Annotated in this window: 17 protein-coding genes; 5 read left to right on the top strand and 12 right to left on the bottom strand. The window is 56.1% G+C overall.

The features are described 5' to 3' along the window. The first annotated feature begins 184 nt into the window (after positions 1-184). A complete protein-coding gene (locus ACXAE6_RS02160; RefSeq protein ID WP_475143883.1) occupies positions 185-1,570 on the top strand; it encodes a hypothetical protein in 1,386 nt (461 codons plus the stop codon). A gap of 83 nt (positions 1,571-1,653) precedes the next feature. Here the strand turns inward: ACXAE6_RS02160 and ACXAE6_RS02165 are convergent, their stop codons facing one another. After that, entirely contained in the window at positions 1,654-2,085 is a 432-nt protein-coding gene (locus ACXAE6_RS02165; protein WP_475143885.1) for an Hsp20/alpha crystallin family protein, read from the bottom strand. Positions 2,086-2,437: 352 nt separating this feature from the next. On the opposite strand from ACXAE6_RS02165, the gene gcvA reads away from it, so the two are divergent. From gcvA to ACXAE6_RS02180, 3 genes are all read left to right on the top strand, one after another. Continuing rightward, a complete protein-coding gene (gcvA, locus tag ACXAE6_RS02170) occupies positions 2,438-3,343 on the top strand; it encodes a transcriptional regulator GcvA (RefSeq protein ID WP_475151693.1) in 906 nt (301 codons plus the stop codon). A gap of 147 nt (positions 3,344-3,490) precedes the next feature. Then, positions 3,491-3,943, top strand: coding sequence for a MarR family winged helix-turn-helix transcriptional regulator (locus ACXAE6_RS02175; RefSeq protein WP_475143887.1), 453 nt, complete (start codon positions 3,491-3,493; stop codon positions 3,941-3,943). Next, positions 3,940-4,755, top strand: coding sequence for an NAD-dependent epimerase/dehydratase family protein (locus tag ACXAE6_RS02180; RefSeq protein WP_475143890.1), 816 nt, complete (start codon positions 3,940-3,942; stop codon positions 4,753-4,755). The genes ACXAE6_RS02175 and ACXAE6_RS02180 overlap by 4 nt, the downstream gene beginning before the upstream one ends. A 53-nt stretch (positions 4,756-4,808) precedes the next feature. Here ACXAE6_RS02180 and ACXAE6_RS02185 read toward each other — a convergent pair whose 3' ends face one another. From ACXAE6_RS02185 to rluD, 9 genes are all read right to left on the bottom strand, one after another. Further along, complete coding sequence (locus ACXAE6_RS02185) at positions 4,809-6,218, bottom strand: golvesin C-terminal-like domain-containing protein (RefSeq protein WP_475143892.1); 1,410 nt, start codon at positions 6,216-6,218, stop codon at positions 4,809-4,811. A 104-nt stretch (positions 6,219-6,322) separates the two neighbouring features. Next, the gene (locus ACXAE6_RS02190) at positions 6,323-7,726 is read right to left on the bottom strand and encodes an FAD-dependent oxidoreductase (RefSeq protein ID WP_475143893.1); all 1,404 of its coding nucleotides are present in this window, start codon (positions 7,724-7,726) and stop codon (positions 6,323-6,325) included. A gap of 2 nt (positions 7,727-7,728) precedes the next feature. Continuing rightward, positions 7,729-8,619, bottom strand: coding sequence for a carbohydrate ABC transporter permease (locus ACXAE6_RS02195; protein ID WP_475143894.1), 891 nt, complete (start codon positions 8,617-8,619; stop codon positions 7,729-7,731). A gap of 1 nt (position 8,620) precedes the next feature. Beyond that, positions 8,621-9,532 carry a carbohydrate ABC transporter permease gene (locus tag ACXAE6_RS02200; RefSeq protein WP_475143896.1) on the bottom strand — a complete coding sequence of 304 codons (912 nt, stop codon included), beginning with the start codon at positions 9,530-9,532 and terminating at the stop codon, positions 8,621-8,623. A 74-nt stretch (positions 9,533-9,606) separates the two neighbouring features. Beyond that, the gene (locus ACXAE6_RS02205; protein ID WP_475143898.1) at positions 9,607-10,857 is read right to left on the bottom strand and encodes an ABC transporter substrate-binding protein; all 1,251 of its coding nucleotides are present in this window, start codon (positions 10,855-10,857) and stop codon (positions 9,607-9,609) included. Between the two features lie 68 nt (positions 10,858-10,925). Beyond that, a complete protein-coding gene (locus ACXAE6_RS02210) occupies positions 10,926-11,987 on the bottom strand; it encodes a LacI family DNA-binding transcriptional regulator (RefSeq protein WP_475143900.1) in 1,062 nt (353 codons plus the stop codon). Positions 11,988-12,124: 137 nt separating this feature from the next. After that, complete coding sequence (clpB, locus tag ACXAE6_RS02215; protein WP_475143902.1) at positions 12,125-14,704, bottom strand: ATP-dependent chaperone ClpB; 2,580 nt, start codon at positions 14,702-14,704, stop codon at positions 12,125-12,127. A gap of 102 nt (positions 14,705-14,806) precedes the next feature. Continuing rightward, positions 14,807-15,538 carry a peptidoglycan editing factor PgeF gene (gene pgeF / locus ACXAE6_RS02220; RefSeq protein ID WP_475143905.1) on the bottom strand — a complete coding sequence of 244 codons (732 nt, stop codon included), beginning with the start codon at positions 15,536-15,538 and terminating at the stop codon, positions 14,807-14,809. Further along, positions 15,535-16,506 (bottom strand): 23S rRNA pseudouridine(1911/1915/1917) synthase RluD, encoded by a 972-nt coding sequence (gene rluD, locus ACXAE6_RS02225; RefSeq protein WP_475143907.1) that lies wholly within the window; start codon positions 16,504-16,506, stop codon positions 15,535-15,537. Before rluD ends, pgeF begins: the two co-directional genes overlap by 4 nt. Positions 16,507-16,571: 65 nt before the next feature. Here rluD and ACXAE6_RS02230 point away from each other — a divergent pair, with 65 nt between their 5' ends. Continuing rightward, positions 16,572-17,396 (top strand): outer membrane protein assembly factor BamD, encoded by an 825-nt coding sequence (locus tag ACXAE6_RS02230; RefSeq protein WP_475143909.1) that lies wholly within the window; start codon positions 16,572-16,574, stop codon positions 17,394-17,396. On the opposite strand, the gene ACXAE6_RS02235 is transcribed toward ACXAE6_RS02230, so the two are convergent. Together ACXAE6_RS02235 and ACXAE6_RS02240 are read right to left on the bottom strand one after the other, a co-directional pair. Continuing rightward, positions 17,393-18,049 (bottom strand): HAD family hydrolase, encoded by a 657-nt coding sequence (locus ACXAE6_RS02235; RefSeq protein ID WP_475143910.1) that lies wholly within the window; start codon positions 18,047-18,049, stop codon positions 17,393-17,395. The genes ACXAE6_RS02230 and ACXAE6_RS02235 overlap by 4 nt on opposite strands. Beyond that, positions 18,046-19,668 (bottom strand): NAD+ synthase, encoded by a 1,623-nt coding sequence (locus tag ACXAE6_RS02240; protein ID WP_475143911.1) that lies wholly within the window; start codon positions 19,666-19,668, stop codon positions 18,046-18,048. The genes ACXAE6_RS02235 and ACXAE6_RS02240 overlap by 4 nt, the downstream gene beginning before the upstream one ends. Between the last annotated feature and the right edge of the window lie 25 nt (positions 19,669-19,693).

Consider the following 19,693-nt stretch of genomic DNA (forward strand, 5'->3'; position numbering starts at 1 on the left):
TAACAGTGGTAAAAAGTCTCACGAATTAAATGCAAAAACGCGCTTTTTTCGAAAAATACCACTGAGAATAAAACGCTTACTCAAACGATGAGGGCGTATGCTTAATAGCCCACGCCAAAGGATTGGCGGACCTTAGCGTTAACGAGCGCCGCAGGCAGCCAATCCGATCGAGGATATTCGCCTGATGCACAGAGTTACGACTTCGGTTTTTCATCAACTAAGCAGTTTGGTGTGTTTTTTTATCAGCCTTTCGGCTGCCGCCGAAACCCCTTACTACCCCAAAAAGCCCAGCACCTTTCCCTCACAGACGGAGCTCAGTCTGGACTTTGACGAAGAACATGCCTTGCATTTCCAATGGCAGGCAGCGCAAGGGGCGACGCTCTATCACCTTCAGGAAAGAACAGCAGACAGTGACCACTTTGTCGACCTGGCCGCTAATTTGCCAGGCGATCTGTTGCACTACCGAATGTCGCTGCCCCTTTACGGTCGCTCAACCCAAGACTACCGCGTACTCAGTTGCAATATTGCCGGATGCAAACCATCCAATACCTTAACCTTGCATCACAACGCCATGATCAATCTGGTGGAATGGTTACCTCCTCAGCCCAGTGATCTTTTCGGCGCTACCTTAAGCCTGAATAAAGATGGCACTGTGTTGGCCATCGGCGCGCCATCCAGTCAATTCCGCGGCATAAAAAATGGTAGTGGTTCAGCGGGATCGGTATATCTTTTCAACCATTCGGAAGGCCACTGGAACCCGCCGGTAATATTGAAAGCATCAAGCACTACCGATCACTTTGGCTACCACGTTCAGCTTGACGCCGACGCTCAGGTATTGACTGTTGGCAGCCGCAAAGGCCAACGCAGCCTTGCTCATATTTTCACTCGTAAAGGCGTGGATAAATGGCATCGATCCGACGATGCACCTAAGTTTGATGACATCCTTGCCGACTACCCAATTCTACCGACCAGCTTAAGTCAGGCTGGCGATGTGTTAGCCATTGCCAACCAGTACGAATTTGTCAATCACCCTGTTAATGCAACCAATAATGATCCTGGGCAATCAACTGGCCCACTGCGTTTTGTCCAGATCTTTGAACGCGACCTGACCGGCTGGCAGGAACCAACAATCATAGGGCCCAGCCGCTACAGTTTTGAATCCGCCTTTGGTTATGCCATCAGTCTCAGTGGCGATGGCCAGGTGCTGGCTATTGGCGCTCCGGTATTGATCGACAGCGATGAGCAATATCCGCGCATCCGTGGCGCCGTTCATCTGTATCAACGGTTAGCCAGCGGACGCTGGCATCTGCAGGAAACATTGCGGTCAACGGCGCCATACAACGCCAACTTCTTTGGTCATTCGGTCAGCTTGAACGGTAACGGCCGGGTATTGGCTATTGGTGCTTTCGAGCGCAGTAGTAAAACGCCCAGCCAGGATCTCGGTAGCGGCCTGGTCCAGGTTTTTACCCGAACGGCTTCAACGAACTGGCAGCTCAACCAAGTCTTCAGCGCACCTGGCGATCAGCAAAAGACGGTGACACTGGCAGACACTCAGCGCAAAATTCCTTGATTAACCGGCAGAGAGTTTGTCTTTGCAACAGGCTTTTATAACATCTAAAAAAGCCCGCCGAAGCGGGCTTTTTCAATATCAAGTCAGGCTTTTTCGATGGGGATATGTCGACCCACATCGACCCGACTCTCATCGCGCGGCACGGTTACCGTCAGGACGCCATTACGGAAGCGCGCGCTGATGTCATCGACCAAGGCATCATCTGGCAGACTCAGCACCCGCCGGAACTGACCATACCGACGTTCAACTCGGTAGGCTTTGTCGCCCTCTTCGCCTTCGCTGCTGTGTTGCAGCTTCTCACCACTGACGACCAACTGATGGCCATCGACTTCCAGCTTAAGATCAGACTCCTCAACGCCAGGTACTTCCACACTGATGCGATACGCCTTGTCACCTTCGTGGATATCGACACTGGGCATCAGCATCAACGACTCTTCACCAGCAAAAGGATCAATTGCCCGTTCGCTTAATGGCCAGCCGAAAGTACGCAGGGCATCATCAAACCAACGATCCATTTCCTCGTGTAGACGCGAAACCGGAAAACCATAGGACCGGCTCGGCATTCTCTCGTCAGCTTGTCGAGCTTCGTGCTTGAACCAATTCCGGGGCGCGAATTTTGAAGCTGACAACATTTTATTGCTCATAATTGCCACCTCCTTTGCTATCACTGCCAACTTTGGCAAGGCGAAATATAGGTGCGACCGCCAGGCCTTCAAGTGGCGAACTGATTATTTTTTGACCTGCATCAATGGCGGCGCCTGAGCTGTCGAAATGGCATCTCATGCCCTGATTTAAGCCATCAGCAGCAACGACACTGAGCCTGATTTCCGGCTATACTTGAATTGAATTCATCCATGGAGCAGGCTTATCCAACGCTTACCGCCACTGAACAGTCTGCGCAGTTTCGAAGCCGCCGCTCGCCTGGGCAGTTTTCAGCAGGCAGCACGAGAGCTGTTTGTCACGCCATCGGCGATCAGCCACCAGATCAAAACGCTGGAATCCTTTCTGGAAGTGGCGCTGTTTATTCGCCAGACCCGGCGCATTGAATTGACCTCGGCTGGCAAGGACTATCTGAAGACCATTCAAAAAGCGCTCAATGACATCGACAAAGCCACCCAAAAACTGACCGCCAGCCACAACAGCGGCGAGTTGACCCTGGCGGTGGCGCCGGCCTTTTTAACGCGCTGGGTGTTACCTCGCATCAGCCGCTTTTATGAGCAACATCCCAATATCGAGCTGGATATATCAGCATCGGTAGACCGCGTCGATTTTTCCCACAGCAATACCGACATGGCCGTCTATTTCGGTGATGGTCGTTGGGATGACGTTGAATTATTGCACCTCAAAGATGTCGCTCTGGTGCCGGTATGCTCACCCGAATTACTTGCCGAACGGCCGATCCGCCAACCCAGCGATCTGACCGCCTTCACTCTGTTGCATGTCATGGAAAGGCCGGACGAATGGCCCGCCTGGTTTGAAGCGGCGGGCACTGTGTTTCAGGAAAGTCGTAAAGGCCAGCACTTCTCCAGTGGCTTGCTGACGGCTCAGGCGGCAGCGCGGGGGCTGGGGATAGCGCTGACCGATTTAAGTCTGGTCAGCGAAGAATTTCAAAGCGGTCAGTTGGTTGTCGCCTGGCCTTTGCAACTGGAACTGGGCAAAGCGCTCTATCTGGTTTACCAAAAAGACCGACCGATGAGTTTCGCCATGCGTCAGTTTCACGATTGGATTATGGCCGAGATGGCGGCCGACGCCGCCCTGCCCGATGCGGAATAAACCGGGTCCTGCACCCGCGTCTTGCCACCGGTACAATGTTCCCCGCACGGCATCGACCCACTGAACGAAACACATGACTATCGACCAATTGCTTAATAGTTCGGTACCGAATAATATTTAGTTCGGTAGCGAACCTTGGAGGTTTGCTTGGATCATCTGCAACATCACCCTGCTGGTAAATGGATAAAACGCTATCAACTGGCCAGTCGCGCTTTTATGGAGCGCTTACTGCGGCCTTACGATCTGGGTTCCACTCAATGGTTGGTCCTGTTCCACCTGGCGCAGAATGAGGCGATGCCTCAACGCGACTTTATTAAACTGCTTAAGGTCGAAAAGCCAACGTTAAGTGACATTGTCAGCGCATTGGTGCGTAAGGGTTTTATCAATCAGTCACCAGATCCCAGCAACAAACGACAACGGGTGTTGTCACTGACCGAGCAAGGGCGGCAGCTGTGGGAAAGGCTTCCTAATCCCATTGCCCAGATCCGAGAAATCGCCTTCAAAGATGTGGATGAAGAGACTCTCAATCTGATCGCCAACGTACTTCAAACCGCTACCGAACGTCTGGAACATTACCCAATTGGAGATAGTGAAACATGACTATTTTAATAACCGGTAGCACAGGTTTGGTGGGCTCGCGTTTACTCAAACGCCTGGTGGCTGATGGTGTCGATTGTCGCGCACTGGTTCGCCCTGGAAAGTCTATTGAAGAAGACGTCGCCATTGTCGAAGGTGACCTGCTCGACCCATCAACCCTGCCCGATGCTGTTCGGGGTGTAACCGCCATCATCCATCTGGCCGCAACCTTTCGTACTCAAGATGAAGACCTGATCTGGAAAGCCAACGCCGAAGGTACCCGGAACCTGATTGCAGCGGCGCAGCAGTTCGCACCCGAAGCGCGGTTTATCATGGCGAGCACCAGCAACATCTACGACAAAGACACGCCACGTCCAGCCCGCGAAGACGACGAGGTTGCACCGGTTTTAGCCTACCCCGCCAGCAAACTGGAGGCTGAGCGCGCGCTGCGCGCCAGTGGCTTGAACTGGTCGATTCTACGGCTGGCATTTGTGTATGGCGATGATGACGGACACATCGATATGGTCGCGAATCTGGTCGAGCGATTAGGCTGGCATCCGGCCACCCGGATGAGCATGGTTCACCACCGCGACATCGCTAACGCCGTGAACTTGGCTTTAACCGGGGTCATGGACCAAAAAGTGGTGAACATTGTCGATGATGCGCCGATGACGATTTACGAACTCACCGCTTTGGCCGGTTCACCCATAGCCCCATCGGCCGCCCCTCTGGAAAACCCCTGGTTTTTGCAGGCCGATGGTCGTTTAAGTCGAGAGCTGGGTTTTCAACCGGCGGTTGCGACGACGTATCAATCCTATCGCGAAGGCACGCTGTAATCGTGATGGCGGTAAAAAAAGCAGTGGCTTCAGCCACTGCTGTTTTTAGCCGATTAGTCGACCGGCACAAAGTGCACCGAATCGGCAATAGTGCGTCCTAAGTCACTCGCCGCGTCGATGGATACACGGTTATTAGCCTGGTCGTTGGCGTCAAACCAATAGCTGCCCAGCGACTGCCAGCTGTTGCCGTTAATGGTCTGGTTTTTCCAAACCTCGGTAACCTGGCCTTGGTGATAAACGCGATACAGAACCGCATCCGGTCGGTTGCTGTTTGCACTCCACCGGGCGTAAACCTGATATTCACCACTGGTCGGCAGCGTCGGTTGCCACACCGCCCAGACATCCGCATCGGTACCGGCGTTTTCATCGACCAGATAATCGGTGCCCCAGTAGCCATAGGTGGAGTTACTGCTCAACCAGCCGCTACTGCTGCGTAGAAAATCGGCGCTGTCGTTGTCGACAACGATGCCAAGATCGGCGGTCGGTGGTGGATCACTTTCATTGGCATAACCGATCTTCTGACTCAGGCGCGGACCCACCGAATAGAACATATGCCACTGGCCATTTTCATAGTGCAGGAAGGGCTCGGCGGCCTTGTTGTATTCAGGGCCGATGCTGGCCGGATCGTAGAAAATTCCATGATGAATTTCCTGATCGAAATTAGCGCCCACTTCGGTGTAATAAATATTGCTGGCACCGTGATACAGCACATAGTGCTTGCCGGCGTCCTGCCAATAAAAGGCACCGGAAATATGGCTTTGACCATCGGGCCCGGGCGATACCAAGGCACCGTCGCGCGGCGTGAAATGCTTGCCGTCGTTGGAGGTTGCCAGAGCAATGCTGCGGGTGTTGTTGCGGTTAACCATTAACACCATGGTGTAGCGATCGCCCCAGGTTGGAATGGTGTATTCGAACACCCGCGCGTAGGAGGTTTCGGTGAAACCGCTGCCAAAGGCGGCGTTAAAATCGGCCGCCGTCACGGCGATGTTGTCGTTTGCTATCGTCCAGTTCAGACCATCGGTCGACCAGGCCCAGCGCGTGGTGTTGTTTTCGCCATGGAAGTAGAGGAAGTATTTGTTGTATTGCTCCATCCAAACAACATTAGGGCTGGACACGTGCGAAACCGCCGAGACACCTAACTTGCCCTGACCGCTGTTGTCGATCAGCGGGTTGCCGGCGTATTCGGTGTAAGGGCCTTCGATGTTATCAGCGTAGGCGACTTTAATATCGCCCGGCGCATCGTGCGGCGCGAAATACAGATAATAATTACCCAGCGGATTGGCGACATGATCGGCCACCCGCAGCAGGCTTGGGAAAATAATCTCGCCGGTGTCATCTTCAGCCAGATTGGCCGGATCAACAACCACACTTTGGTGGTTCAGATTGGGCGGTGCCGCGTAAACATTGGCCGCCATTACTGCACCGAGTATGCAGGTAAAAAAATGCTTCGAAAATATTGTCATTGTTGTGTCCTCGAAGTGGGTTTAGGTGAAAAAATTGAGTGAGTTGCCTCCTTTTCAGATGAAAAAAAGCGGCGACCCGAAAGCCGCCGCCAAACTTTACTGCTTCAGAGTTTCAGCTTGGCGCCCTGATCCTGCAGCGCTTGTTGCACCGCCTTGGGATCAACCTCGGCGACGCTGACCTTGCCTGCCGCCGCCAAGGCCGCAGCGGCACCCGCAGCCTGACCGATGGACATGGCAATGGGCGTTACCCGTATCGCTGAAAACGCATTGTGATCGGCACTGATGCAACGACCAGCCACCACCAGGTTGCTTATCTGTGGCGCATACAAGCAACGCAACGGAATAAAGTAGGTGTGGTTGGGTGACAGGTGAATGGATTCGGTGGCTTCTTTATCCGGTGAATGCACATCGATCGGATAAGCCCCCTGCACCACGGTGTCGTCATATTTCACCTGATTCATGACATCATCAGCGGTCAATACATAAGCGCCTTTGATGCGTCGCGAATCACGCACGCCGACGTGATAGGGCGTCGACAACAGCACACTGTTTTCAAAGCCAATGGCTTCGTCTTTCAGGAAGCGATAAATCTGATAACACTGCCGACGGCCTTCGATTTCAGCGCGCGTCACATCCCAGGGATTTGTGGCATCGAAGCCCTGCAAACGTGACGAGTTAACCACCACGGTGCCACGCTCATGGGTTTCGAAAAACAGGATGTATTCGCGTGGAATGGTGACGTTATTGCGACGGCGATAATCCATCCACTGCTTGCCGAAAGCCTTCAGACTGAGACGTTCGGTTGCCAGGGCGCGGCGTACACCCTCTTCCTGGCCAAGGTCGAATTCATAGTTTTCCGGGTGCGCCTGAACATCGGCTTTGATGCGCTCGATATCGACACCGCCGATCTTCACGTTCATCGTCATCGGCTGAGTGGCATGATCGCCTTCGCGACCCATTTCGAACGGAATACCCGCGCGCGATGACAGGTCGCCATCACCGGTGGCATCGATAAAATGATCGGCGGTCACTTCCGACAAGCCGCCTTTGTTGCATACCACCAGATGCTTAATGCGATCGCCTTCAACTTTCACATCGGCAAGCATGGTGTGGTAGAGAATATCGGCACCGGCCTCGACCACCATTTCTTCCAAAACGCGCTTCAAAGCTTCGGCATCGAAGGGTGTGACCGTAGAACAATAGGTAATTGAGTCGACGACATGACCGGGTGACGCACCCAGCGCCTTGAGCCGTTCGACCATTTCATCCGCCAGTCCCCAGACGACCTGTTCACCGGCCGGATTGTGAAAGGTCATCATCGGACTGACGCCCATCATGGTTAACGTGCCGCCGAGAAAACCGCCGCGTTCGATCAGCAAGGTTTTCACGCCAAGACGCGCGGCCATGGTTGCGGCCATAGCACCGGAAGGCCCACCGCCCATTACCACCAGTTGATAATGCGGTGCTGGTTGGGTGGCCACGGTAGTGGTTTTGGTTGCTTGAGTCATGCTTACCCCTTAACGCCCGACATCGCGAAACTTTCGACGATTTGTCGCTGGGCGATGATGTACACCAACAAGACCGGAATCACCGACAGCGAGGTTGCCGCCAGTTGCAGATGCCACAGAGGTAAACCGTAAGCATCGGAGAAGTTGGTCAGTGCCAGTGGTACGGTGAATTTGTCCAGATCACTGAGGAACACCAAAGGTTCCAGCAGCAGATTCCAGGAATGCAGGAAGGATATGATGGCGACCGCCGCAAGCGCCGGTTTCGACAAGGGCAGCGCAATGCGCCAGAAGATGCCGAAGCGACTGAGGCCATCGAGCTTGGCCGCTTCTTCCAATTCCACTGGCAAAGCCGCGAAGAACTGGCGCATCAAAAAGGTGGCGATGATGCCTTGCGAGCCGAACACCGGCAGCAGGATCAATGGCCAATGGGTATTCACCAACCCCAGATGTTTCATCCAGTAAAAGTTGGGAATGATGGTGACTTCCTCGGGCATCATCAGCCCCATTAACAGGAAGACGAATAAGAAATTACTGCCGCGAAATTTCAGCCGCGCGAAGGCGTAACCGGCCAGCGAAGCGACGGCAAGAATCAGCAGCGTGACCGCCGCCGCAATGTACAGCGAATTAAAATATTGCTGTGCAAAGGGCTGGTAACTGAAAATCTCGACGTAGTTTTCCCAGGCCGGACTTTCGGGAATCAGCTTGGGCGGAAAGGCGGTAATTTCACTCTGTGTTTTCAGCGATCCGGACAGCATCCAGATAAAGGGAAACACGAACGGAATGCTCAGGCCGATCAACGCCAGATACCAACAGATTTTTTTCAGCGACAGGCGAATTAACCGGCCACGGTCGCCAGCCTCATAGGAGCGCGAACTTTGAACCAAGCTAGTCATCTCAGTTGCTCTCCTTCTTCATAAACCACTGCGCCAGGGTGAGACCCAGGGTGACTACAAAGAGCACCACAGCGAGCGCACTGGCGTAACCGACTTCGAAGAATTCGAAGGCGCGTTCGTAGATGTAATAAGCAAGCACCAGAGTGGCATTTTCCGGCCCACCACCGGTCATCAGATAGATGTGATCGAACACTTTTAACGAACCGACCACGGTGACGATGCTGATCACCAGCGTCGTCGGCGCCAGCATTGGCCAGGTCAGATGACGGAAAATATGCCAGCGACCAGCGCCATCAAGCGTCGCGGCTTCGGCGTAATCGCGCGGAATGGTTTGCAAAGCGGCCAGATACAAAATCATATTCAAGCCGACGTTTTTCAGCACCCGGGTGACGATAACGCTGAACATGGCCCAGTCCGGTTGGCGCAACCAGTTAGGACCATCGATGCCAATCAGCGCCAGCATCTGATTGATGCCGCCGGATTCTTTTTGCAGCAAAAAAGTCCACACAATGGCCCAGGCAGCACCGGCAGTGACCACCGGTGCGAAAAACATAGTGCGAAACACAATAACGCCGTGAAAAGCGCGATTCAGTGCCAACGCCAATACCAGAGCGAGCGCCACATTCAATGGCACCAGGCCGGCAGCGAACACCAGGGAGTTGCGCAGCACTTCCCAGAATTCAGGATTCTCAAAGAGGATGTCGCGATAATTTTCCAAACCAACAAAGCTGGATTGTTGCGACAAAATATTCCACTCGGTCAGCGAGTACACAAAGATGGCAATCAAGGGACCGACAAAAAACAAACAGAAACCGGTCAGCAACGGACTGATGAATAACCAGCCCGACAGGCTTTCGTGAAAGCGCGCCGAACGATTCATTGTTGGTGCGGTAACGACAGGTGTCGAAGACATAGCTCTTACCAGACGAAACAAAACAGGGGACGCCGGCTGTTGCCGACGTCCGTTTGACTCAGCACGCGCGCCAATTACAGCTCGCGTTCGATGCGACGGCAGGCATCGCTCAGCACTTCAGCCACATCGGCATCAGGCAACCACAGACGATCCAGAGTGCCGCGTGTGGCGGACTTGATCATCGGCAGACGCTCATGCGCCGGCAGCACCCGACCGTGCTCAATCTGCTCACCGACCACGGTCATCATTTGCTCATTCAGACGCGGGTTGGAGTTCAAAAAGGCGGTCGATGCCAATACCGAGGTACGCGCTGGCGGGAAATATTCGGCCATGCGTTCAACACCAATCTGGCTGGTCATATAGGCCAGGAATTCGGTGGCGAGTTCAGCATTCGGGCTGCCTTTGAACACCACGATGGCGGCCTGACCAATGATCGGGCTGGCGCCGGCCGGGCCGGATGGCATCGGTGCGATGCCCCAGTCAAAATCGGCGTCATCGAGTTTGGAGGCGCGCGAGATCTGGGTGTAAGTCAGGGCTGACTGACCGTTGAAGAAGTCGCCCATTTCACCCGGCGGAACTGCCGATTGATCGGCAAAGATCATGTCGTGATAGAGCTCAACCGCTTGCACGGCTTCAGGGCTGTCCAGGGTGCAGCTGTCGCCTTCCCAAACATCGCCACCGTAGGCACGAATCAGCGGTACCAGGGTGTCCCAAACACGGCTGTCGTAACCCTGGCCGTCCATGGATTCAAAGCCGTAACGTCCGTTGCTGGCATCGGCCAGTTGGGCGGCGGATTCACGCAGTGTTTCCCAGGTCCACTCACCACGGGCAGCCAGTTCGGACGGGTTATCCAGACCAGCGGCTTCGAACAGATCGGCGTTGTAGAAGACGACGAAAGGCGACGTGGAAAACGGCACGCCATACAGAGCGTCGTCCTTGTACCACAGGCCCATGGCCGAGTCGGCGAAGTCATCCAGTTGGTATTCTGTGTTGGCCGTTAAGGTCGGGCTGATGTCCTGCAGGACGTTGGATTCGATAAAGGTCGGGGCGGCGCCTTCGAGCATCCAGCCCAGATCCGGTGGGTTACCACCGCCAATCTGCAAGGTCAGCTTCTGGATGTAGTCGCCGAACGGAATGGTTTCAAACTGAACATTCACATTCGGGTGGGTTTCACGAAAGCCATCGGCAAACTCATTGAGCATACCCAGATGAGCGGCACTGCCGGTCCAGACGGTAAAACGCAGATCTTCCGCCTGAGTGTGAGAGCTGATCGCCAGGCCAAGGCCTAAGGCGAAGGTAGTGGTTTTGATTAAGCGCATTATCATTTAAACCTCTTTGTTGTTTTTGTTGCTGGTGGACTCCGCTGTCCGCTGGTTTCCTGGGGTTTAGACTGTCAGGCGGTAAGCGCCGGACAGGGAGCCAGTGTGGCTCCGGGGTGGAAGGTGCAAGGCAACGTCACTTGCATGGCGGCTTTCGCCATGGGTCGTTCCAACCGCGACAGCAGCGAGATAAAAGCCTGAAAGCCCATCTCCTCACGCGGTATGGTGAAACCACACCAGTCCAGATTCAGGTCGGTCGGCGCATCGGGCTCGCCGAGCAGACCAATAGTGAAATCATCCGGCACGCTCAGACCACGATCCGTTAACAAGCGAAACAGCTGCTCCGCTTGCAGGATGTCTTCAACCACCGCAGCGGTGGCGCCGGCGGCCAAAACGCCCTCGAGCCAGGCGGCGTCCAACTGGGTGGCCGCTCGGCGATGGCGTAACGAGGCATCGCTGTCGATCAGCTCGCGCGACAGCGCATCCTGATAGCCAGCTTCGCGATCATGGTGGCGCTCACTGGGTTTGGCTTCGCCCAGGTAGAGCACACGCCGGTGGCCGTGCTCGCTAAATTGTTCCAGCACATCCAGGGTGGCGTGGCGGTAATCGGCTGCCACATAGCTGAGGCTTCGCCCTGGCGCGTCTTTACGACCGATATAAACAAAGGGAAAACCTTCGTCGTCGAGCCGTTGCAGGTCTTCCGGCGCCGGGTTGCGACCCATCAATACCACCCCATCGGCCAGCGCCAGACGGTTAATGCCGTCGCTGTAAATAGCGCGGCGACCGTTTTTCACCGGCGCTGAAGTAAACAACATCAGGTCGTAGCCATTGGCTTCGGCGGCCTTTTCGACACCGAGCAGGAACGGCCGGAAGAAGTCGTTCTGCTCTTTGGGGAACACCGCTTCGAAACTGAACAGGCCGATGATACGGCGCTTGCCGCCGGCCAAAGTCTGGGCCACCACATCCGGCACGTAATTGAGTTCTTTCATGGCCTCAAGCACGCGCAGCCGGGTTTCGTCGCTGACCCGGATATTGTGGTTGCTCTTGCCGCGAATCACCGTCGACACCACGGCCGGAGACACGCCTGCCAGGCGGGCGACGTCGGACTGAGTGGCGCGTTTACGGGTGTTGGGCATGGCGGCAAGTCACCTGGGTAACATCAGTACGGTTGTTATTATTCGCTTATTGCCGCGAAGATAAAGCGCTTTATCAACCCTGTCAAATCCTGCTCAAAAAAAACCCGGGCAGTGCCCGGGTTGCGTTTATCAACGACTCAGTGGCCGACGGTAAAGACGATCTGATCATCCCGAACATCGGCCTCAATGGCGTCGCCATAGCCAAAATCACCGCGCAACAGCGATTGCGCCAGGCCATTTTCCAGCTCACGCTGAATGGTGCGTTTGAGCGGACGAGCGCCATAAACCGGGTCATAACCGGCGGCGCAGAGCTTGTCCATGGCAGCATCGGTCAGGTGCAGTTTCAGCCCCTGGTCGGCCAAACGCTTGCGCAAGCCGTCGAGTTGGATAGCGGCAATGCCACGAATCTGATCTTCAGCCAACGGGTGGAACACCACCACTTCATCGACCCGGTTGATAAATTCCGGCCGGAAATGCTGGCCGACGACCTCCATGACCGCCGACTTCATCGACTCGTAATTTTCCTCACCCGCCAGCGACTGAATGATGTCGCTACCCAGGTTGGACGTCATGACAATAACGGTGTTGCGGAAGTCAACGGTGCGACCCTGACCATCGGTCAGACGACCATCGTCAAGCACCTGCAATAGGATATTGAACACATCCGGGTGCGCCTTTTCGACTTCGTCGAGCAGTATCACCGAGTAAGGCCGGCGGCGTACTGCTTCGGTCAGATAACCACCCTCTTCATAACCGACATAGCCCGGCGGGGCACCGATCAAACGCGCAACCGAGTGTTTCTCCATAAACTCGGACATGTCGATGCGTACCATGGCGTCTTCGGTGTCGAACAGAAAACCGGCCAGCGCTTTGCACAGCTCGGTTTTACCGACACCGGTCGGACCGAGGAACAAGAAGGAGCCATTGGGTCGGTTCGGATCGGACAGTCCTGAACGCGAGCGACGAATAGCGTTGGCCACGGCTTCAACCGCCTCGTGCTGACCGACCACCCGACCGTGCAGATTGTCTTCCATGCGCAGCAGTTTTTCGCGTTCGCCTTCGAGCATCTTCTCGACCGGAATACCGGTCCAGCGCGCGATAACGTTGGCGATACTTTCGTCAGTCACTTTGTTATGCAGCAACTGCATGTCCATCATTTCCGCCTGGCTGGCCATATCGAGCTGCTTTTGCAGATCGGGAATGCGGCCGTACTGCAGCTCGGACATCCGCGCCAGATCACCGCTGCGGCGGGCATTTTCCAGCTCGACGCGAGTTTGTTCCAGCGCTTCTTTGATTGACTGGGTGCCCTGCACTGCCGCCTTCTCGGTATTCCAGATTTCTTCTAAGTCGGCGTATTCGCGCTCCAACTGTTCGATGGTGCTGTTCAGTTGGTCGAGCGTTTTGCGGGTCAATTTGTCGTCGTCTTTTTTCAGCGCTTCGGCTTCAATTTTCAACTGAATCAGACGACGCTCAAGCTTGTCCATGCTCTCCGGTTTGGAGTCGATTTCCATGCGAATACGGCTGGCGGCTTCATCGACCAGGTCGATCGCCTTGTCGGGCAATTGCCGGTCGGTGATATAACGTTGCGACAGTTTTACTGCGGCAATAATGGCCGAGTCGGTAATGGTGACACCGTGGTGCACTTCGTAGCGTTCTTTCAAACCGCGCAGGATAGCGATGGAGTCTTCTTCGCTCGGCTCGTTAACCACGACCTTTTGAAAACGCCGCTCCAAAGCACCGTCTTTTTCGATGTGCTGGCGGTATTCGTTGAGCGTGGTGGCACCCACGCAATGCAGTTCGCCACGCGCCAAGGCCGGCTTAAGCATATTGCCGGCGTCCATAGCGCCTTCGGCTTTGCCGGCACCAACCATGGTGTGCAGTTCGTCGATAAACAGAATGATCTGACCTTCCTGTTTCGACAACTCGTTCAAGACTGCTTTCAAGCGTTCTTCGAATTCGCCGCGGTATTTAGCACCGGCCAGCAAGGCGCCTAGGTCGAGCGATAAGACGCGCTTATTCTTCAGGTTTTCCGGCACTTCACCGTTGACGATACGCTGCGCCAAACCTTCAACGATGGCGGTTTTACCGACGCCGGGTTCGCCGATCAGCACCGGGTTATTTTTGCGACGGCGCTGCAATACCTGAATGGTGCGACGGATTTCGTCGTCGCGGCCAATCACCGGATCGAGCTTGCCGGATTCGGCGCGTTCGGTCAGATCGATGGTGTAACGCTCCAACGCCTGACGGCTTTCTTCGGCTTCGGCGCTGTTCACCGATTCGCCACCACGAATGGCATCGATGGCCGCTTCCAGCTTGGCGCTGGTGGCACCGGCTTCTTGCAGCAACGAAGCAATGCGCGAGCGATCCTGAACCATGGCCAATAGCACCAGTTCACTGGCAATAAACTGGTCGTCGCGTTTTTGCGCCAGCTTGTCAGCCAGGTTCATCACCCGGCCGAGATCGTTGGACATATGCACTTCGCCGTCGTGATTGTCGATCACGGCGAGGCCATCCAGATAATGACCCAGCGACTGCTTTAACTGACCCAGATTAACGCCGGCCTGATTCAGCATCGGCACGATGGACGAGCCTTTTTGCTCGATCAGCGCCTGCAGCAAGTGCGCCGGTTCCATAAAGTTGTGGTCCCGCCCAAGCGCAATGGATTGGGCATCTGAGAGCGCGACCTGCAGTTTCGAGGTCAAACGATCAATACGCATGAGGTGTCCTCATCGAGGTTTCTGTTACCCAAGCAGATAGGGGCATAGGACGCAATAACAAGCGCTTGAAATGCGGTGCTTTGACCTTAGTCAAGCAGCACTTTATTTGGCGGCAATCCAGATCAGATTAGCCATGCGGCCGGTGCGGCCATCACGTCGGTAGGAATAGTAGTCATCGCCCTGCACAAAGGTGCATTCGCCGCAGCAATACACCGTTGCAACTCCAGCTCGCTGTAACCAGGCCGCAGCCAACGCTGGCAAATCGGCCAGCCATTTATTGGCCTTGCCGGTAGGCTGAAAAGCAAGATCGGCATTGGGCCAACCAGAGAAGGCGTCGACGACATCAGCGCCAACTTCAAAAGCGGTCCGACCGATGGCGGGACCAAGACCACACTGCACCTGCGCCGGATCATCGAATTGCGCCAGCGTATTCGCCAGCACGCCGCCGGCCAAGCCGCGCCAGCCAGCGTGGGCGATGGCGACCTGACGGCCATCCTGCTGCCAGAAGAACACCGGTAAACAGTCGGCGGTCATCACGCAGGCGGCGAGCCCGGGTTCAGAGGTAATAGCCGCATCGGCAGGCTCACCGTTTTGACTGAGGCAGACATCTTTGACATCGGTACCGTGCACCTGGCTGAGCCAGCGGATATCGGTGCAGCCGGGCAGCGAAGTGAGCAGTTGCTGACGGTTGGCATCAACAGCGGCGGCATCGTCACCGACATGATGCGCCAAATTGAAACTGTCGAATGGTGCCTGGCTGACACCGCCAGAGCGTTGCGTCCAGGCTAAGCGGACACCTTGCGGCAACGGCCAGTCCGGAAAGGTGACACTCATGGCAAATCGCCTTCCACTTCGGCTTCCAGTAGCGCCAGCAAATCAATCAGATCGTCCGGCAATTCCGATTCCCAGGCCATCACCTCACCCGTTTTTGGGTGCTGCAGTTCCAGTCGTGCTGCGTGTAATGCCTGACGCCCGAAGTTGCGCAAGGCTTCGGCCACCTGCGGATGCACACCCTTGGGCAGGCGGTGGCGACCGGCGTAGAGCGGGTCGCCCACCAGCGGATAACCGATGTGCGACAGATGCACACGAATCTGGTGAGTGCGGCCGCTTTCCAGCTTGCAGCGCACCAGCGTGTGGTTACGAAAACGTTCCAGCACCCGATAGTGAGTAACCGCTTCCTTACCCACCGGGGTCACCGCCATCTTGACGCGCTGGGTCGGGTGACGACCGATTGGCTCGTCGACGGTACCGCCACCGGTCATCACGCCACTGGCTACCGCCTCGTATTCGCGGCCCATGGTGCGGGTTTGCAATTGATTTACTAAGGAGGTGTGGGCGGTCAGGCTGCGCGCCACCACCATCAAGCCCGTGGTGTCTTTATCGAGTCGGTGGACGATGCCAGCACGCGGCACCTGCGCCAGTTCCGGGTAGTGATACAGCAGGCCGTTGAGCACCGTACCGCCGGGCGTACCAGCGCCAGGATGCACCACCAGGCCGGCGGGTTTATCGATAACAATGAGGTCATCATCGGCGTAGACCACATCCAATTCGACCGGCTCGGCTTCCCAGCGCTCGTCGGCCTCAAGCGTTGCATCCAGATGCAGGGTTTCACCACCGATCAGTTTGTCTTTGGCTTTGCGCACCTGGCCGTCGACGCGCAACTCGCCGTCTTTGATCCATTGCTGAATGCGCGAGCGGGAATGCTCACTGAACAGAGTGGCGGCGATCTGGTCAAAGCGTTTCCGGCCCAGTTCCAGAGGAACCTCAACCGTTTCGATCAGGCGCTCGGCGGATGCGATCATTGGTGCCCTTAGGTGACTGTGGTTACAATAGCCGCCCATTGTACGTCACCGGCCGGATTCAACCCATGCCTTCGTTGTTCACCAAGCTCCTTACTTTGTTCATTTTAGTGACCGGCCTGGGCGGCTGCGCGCTCTTCGGTTCCAATGATGCCGAATCCGAGCAGGCGCTCTATGAACAGGCATCCGACTACATTGACCGCCAGAGTTATGATTTGGCGATTGATACGCTGGAACAGTTACAGAACCGTTTTCCCTTCGGTCGCTACGCTCAGCAAACCCAGCTTGATCTGATGTACGCGCGCTATCGCAGCCGCGATTTTGCTCAGGCCGTGCTGGATGCCGATCGCTTTACCCGCCTGAATCCGGACCATCCGAGCGTCGATTACGCCTGGTACCTGAAAGGCATGAGCTATTACCGGCTCTATGAAGAAAATGCCGGCATCACCGGACGCGGGGATTTGGCGCAGCGTTCGCAGCAGGATGGTGAACGTGCCTTCAGTGCACTGAAAGACTACACCGACCGTTTTCCGACCTCGGCCTATCGTAGTGAAGCCATCGATACGATGATTCTGCTGAAGGATGCGCTGGCACGCCACGAACTGGTGGTGGCCGACTACTATATGCGTCGCGGCGCCTGGATTGCCGCGGCCGAGCGCGCCAAAGTCGTACAGACACACTACCCGGGCGTCAGCGCGCAAAGTGATGCCTTGGTGGTGCTGATCGAGTCTTATGAAGCGTTGGGCCGTCCGGATGACCGAACACTGGCACTGGCCCAGTTGCGCGAGCAGTATCCTGATCACCCGACGCTGCGCAATGGCGAATACCACTCACCCTACATCGAGCAGGAACGCTGGTGGGTTAAGTTGCTGACGCTGGGCTGGTTTAGTTAGCAAACGCAAACCAGGCTGGCACGAATCGCCGCCAGCAACTCATCCGGCGTGTTAACCAGGTGGTGCGCGCCACCCTCAAGCAAAGCGTCGTTTTCGCCATAACCCCAGGCAACGCCGATGGCGGTCAGGTCATTGGCGCGGGCGGCTGCCATATCGTAATGGGTGTCGCCGATCATCAGCGTTTCCGCCGGACGCAAGCCTTCCTCCGCCAGCAAATGTGCCAGCAATTCGGGCTTGTGGCCCAACGCACCGCCCTCACCCGAGCCATAGACGTCGATAAACCAGCGATCCAGACCGGTCAGTTTCAACAGTTCACGAGCGACCGGCCGGTACTTGGCCGTCGCCACAAACTGCTGACAACCGGCTTCGGCCAGCGATTCAAGCACCGACTCAACGCCGTCAAACACCGGAATATCAGCCAGTGTTTCATCGCAGATCGCGCGGTAATGACGCACCGCCGCGTCAATGCGTTCAGCGTCGTCGGTGTTCAGAAAGTGCGCAAAGGTCGGATGAATGGACGGGCCGATAAAGGGTTTTAATTCGGCAAAGGGTAACGCAGGCAGATCGTACGCCCGGCGGGTTTCATTCATCGCCTGCACGATCACCGGCATGGAATCGACCAGCGTGCCGTCCAAATCCCAGAGAATATTCATAGTCCTGGTTTCCACCCTTGGGTAATGGGGTAGCGCCGATCCCGGCCGAAACCGCGCGGAGTCACCCGCACGCCTTCCGGTGCCTGACGGCGCTTGTATTCGTTGATGTCGATCAGGCGAATAACCTGAGCGACGACGTCGCGCTCGAAGCCGGCGGCAACAATGGCTTCGAGGCTTTCGTCGCGTTCGACATAGCGCTCGATAATGGCGTCGAGGATGTCGTAGCCGGGCAGGCTGTCTTCGTCTTTTTGATCCGGCGCCAGCTCGGCCGACGGCGGTCGGGTAATCACTCGTTCTGGAATTGCTTCGCCTTGAGTGTTGCGCCAGCGCGCCAGGCGATACACCCAGGTTTTGGGCACGTCTTTGAGCGCGTTGAAACCACCGCACATATCGCCATACAGCGTGGCGTAACCGACCGCCATCTCACTCTTGTTGCCGGTGGTCAGCACCATGAAACCGAGCTTGTTGGAGAGCGCCATCAGAAACAGGCCGCGCAACCGCGACTGCATATTTTGCTCGGTGGTATCGACGGCCTTGCCTGCAAACATAGGTGCCAGGGTAGTGTGCGCCGCTTCATAGGCATCACCGATGGGCAGCACTTCATAGCGGATGCCCAGCAGTTTGGCTTCGGCTTCAGCGTCTTCCAGGCTCATCTTGGCGGTGTATTGGTAGGGCATCATCACCGCCATAACCCGATCCGGGCCGAGCGCATCGACAGCAATGGCCGCGCTCAATGCCGAATCGATACCACCGGACAGACCCAACACCACGCCCGGAAAACCGTTGCGATTGACATAGTCGGCCAGGCCCAGTTTCAGTGCTTCATAGAGCGAGGCTTCAATCGACAAGACCGGCGCCTTGACCGGCTCGGTGACCCGCCAGCCAGACTCGGTGCGTTCCAGATCGCAGCTGTGCAGACATTCGCGATAGGCCGGCAAGGTCAGGCTGATGCGGCCATCGGCTTCGGCAATAAAAGAGGCGCCATCGAACACCAGTTCGTCCTGACCGCCGATGTGATTGACGTAGACCGTGGTCATATTGGTCGAACGCGCCACCCGCCCGACTTGCTCATGGCGCTGGGCTTCGCGATCGATATGATAGGGACTGCCGTTGATGTTGATGTTGATCTCGGCACCGGCTTCGGCGGCGCGACGGGCCGGGCCGTCGTACCAGATGTCTTCGCAGATGGTCAGCGCAATCCTGGCGCCTTTGAATTCGAACACGCAGGTTTCACTGGCTTTGGTGAAATAGCGTTTTTCATCGAACACCTGGTAATTGGGCAGATGCTGTTTGCGGTAGTCGGCGATAACCCGGCCATGCTGAACCACCATGGCCTTGTTGTAGAGTTTGCCCGCTTCACGTTCCGGATAACCCACCACCATGGCGATGTTCAGCTCAGCCGTCTTCAGCCGTTCAATCGCCTCATTGATGCGCAACTCCAGACTGGGACGCAGCAGCAGATCTTCCGGTGGATAACCGGCCAGGGTGAGTTCGGGAAAAACGATCAGGTCGGCGCCATCGGCCTGGGCCTCGCGCGCCAGATCGAGCACCTTGTCGGTGTTACCGGGAATGTCGCCCACCGGGAACCGGAACTGGGCCAGAGCGACGCGCAATGTCATGAAAGGCGAACCCTTGTCGCGAGCG

Source organism: Saccharospirillum sp. ABV4_185 (assembly GCF_056159245.1).

Excerpts from the sequence above, each read along its gene's own strand:
- ACXAE6_RS02160 (WP_475143883.1), top strand. The coding sequence starts at position 185 with ATGCACAGAGTTACGACTTCGGTTTTTCATCAACTAAGCAGTTTGGTG.
- ACXAE6_RS02165 (WP_475143885.1), bottom strand. The coding sequence starts at position 2,085 with ATGGATCGTTGGTTTGATGATGCCCTGCGTACTTTCGGCTGGCCATTA.
- ACXAE6_RS02180 (WP_475143890.1), top strand. The coding sequence starts at position 3,940 with ATGACTATTTTAATAACCGGTAGCACAGGTTTGGTGGGCTCGCGTTTA.
- ACXAE6_RS02185 (WP_475143892.1), bottom strand. The coding sequence starts at position 6,218 with ATGACAATATTTTCGAAGCATTTTTTTACCTGCATACTCGGTGCAGTA.
- ACXAE6_RS02190 (WP_475143893.1), bottom strand. The coding sequence starts at position 7,726 with ATGACTCAAGCAACCAAAACCACTACCGTGGCCACCCAACCAGCACCG.
- ACXAE6_RS02195 (WP_475143894.1), bottom strand. The coding sequence starts at position 8,619 with ATGACTAGCTTGGTTCAAAGTTCGCGCTCCTATGAGGCTGGCGACCGT.
- ACXAE6_RS02200 (WP_475143896.1), bottom strand. The coding sequence starts at position 9,532 with ATGTCTTCGACACCTGTCGTTACCGCACCAACAATGAATCGTTCGGCG.
- ACXAE6_RS02205 (WP_475143898.1), bottom strand. The coding sequence starts at position 10,857 with ATGATAATGCGCTTAATCAAAACCACTACCTTCGCCTTAGGCCTTGGC.
- ACXAE6_RS02210 (WP_475143900.1), bottom strand. The coding sequence starts at position 11,987 with ATGCCCAACACCCGTAAACGCGCCACTCAGTCCGACGTCGCCCGCCTG.
- clpB (WP_475143902.1), bottom strand. The coding sequence starts at position 14,704 with ATGCGTATTGATCGTTTGACCTCGAAACTGCAGGTCGCGCTCTCAGAT.
- pgeF (WP_475143905.1), bottom strand. The coding sequence starts at position 15,538 with ATGAGTGTCACCTTTCCGGACTGGCCGTTGCCGCAAGGTGTCCGCTTA.
- rluD (WP_475143907.1), bottom strand. The coding sequence starts at position 16,506 with ATGATCGCATCCGCCGAGCGCCTGATCGAAACGGTTGAGGTTCCTCTG.
- ACXAE6_RS02230 (WP_475143909.1), top strand. The coding sequence starts at position 16,572 with ATGCCTTCGTTGTTCACCAAGCTCCTTACTTTGTTCATTTTAGTGACC.
- ACXAE6_RS02235 (WP_475143910.1), bottom strand. The coding sequence starts at position 18,049 with ATGAATATTCTCTGGGATTTGGACGGCACGCTGGTCGATTCCATGCCG.
- ACXAE6_RS02240 (WP_475143911.1), bottom strand. The coding sequence starts at position 19,668 with ATGACATTGCGCGTCGCTCTGGCCCAGTTCCGGTTCCCGGTGGGCGAC.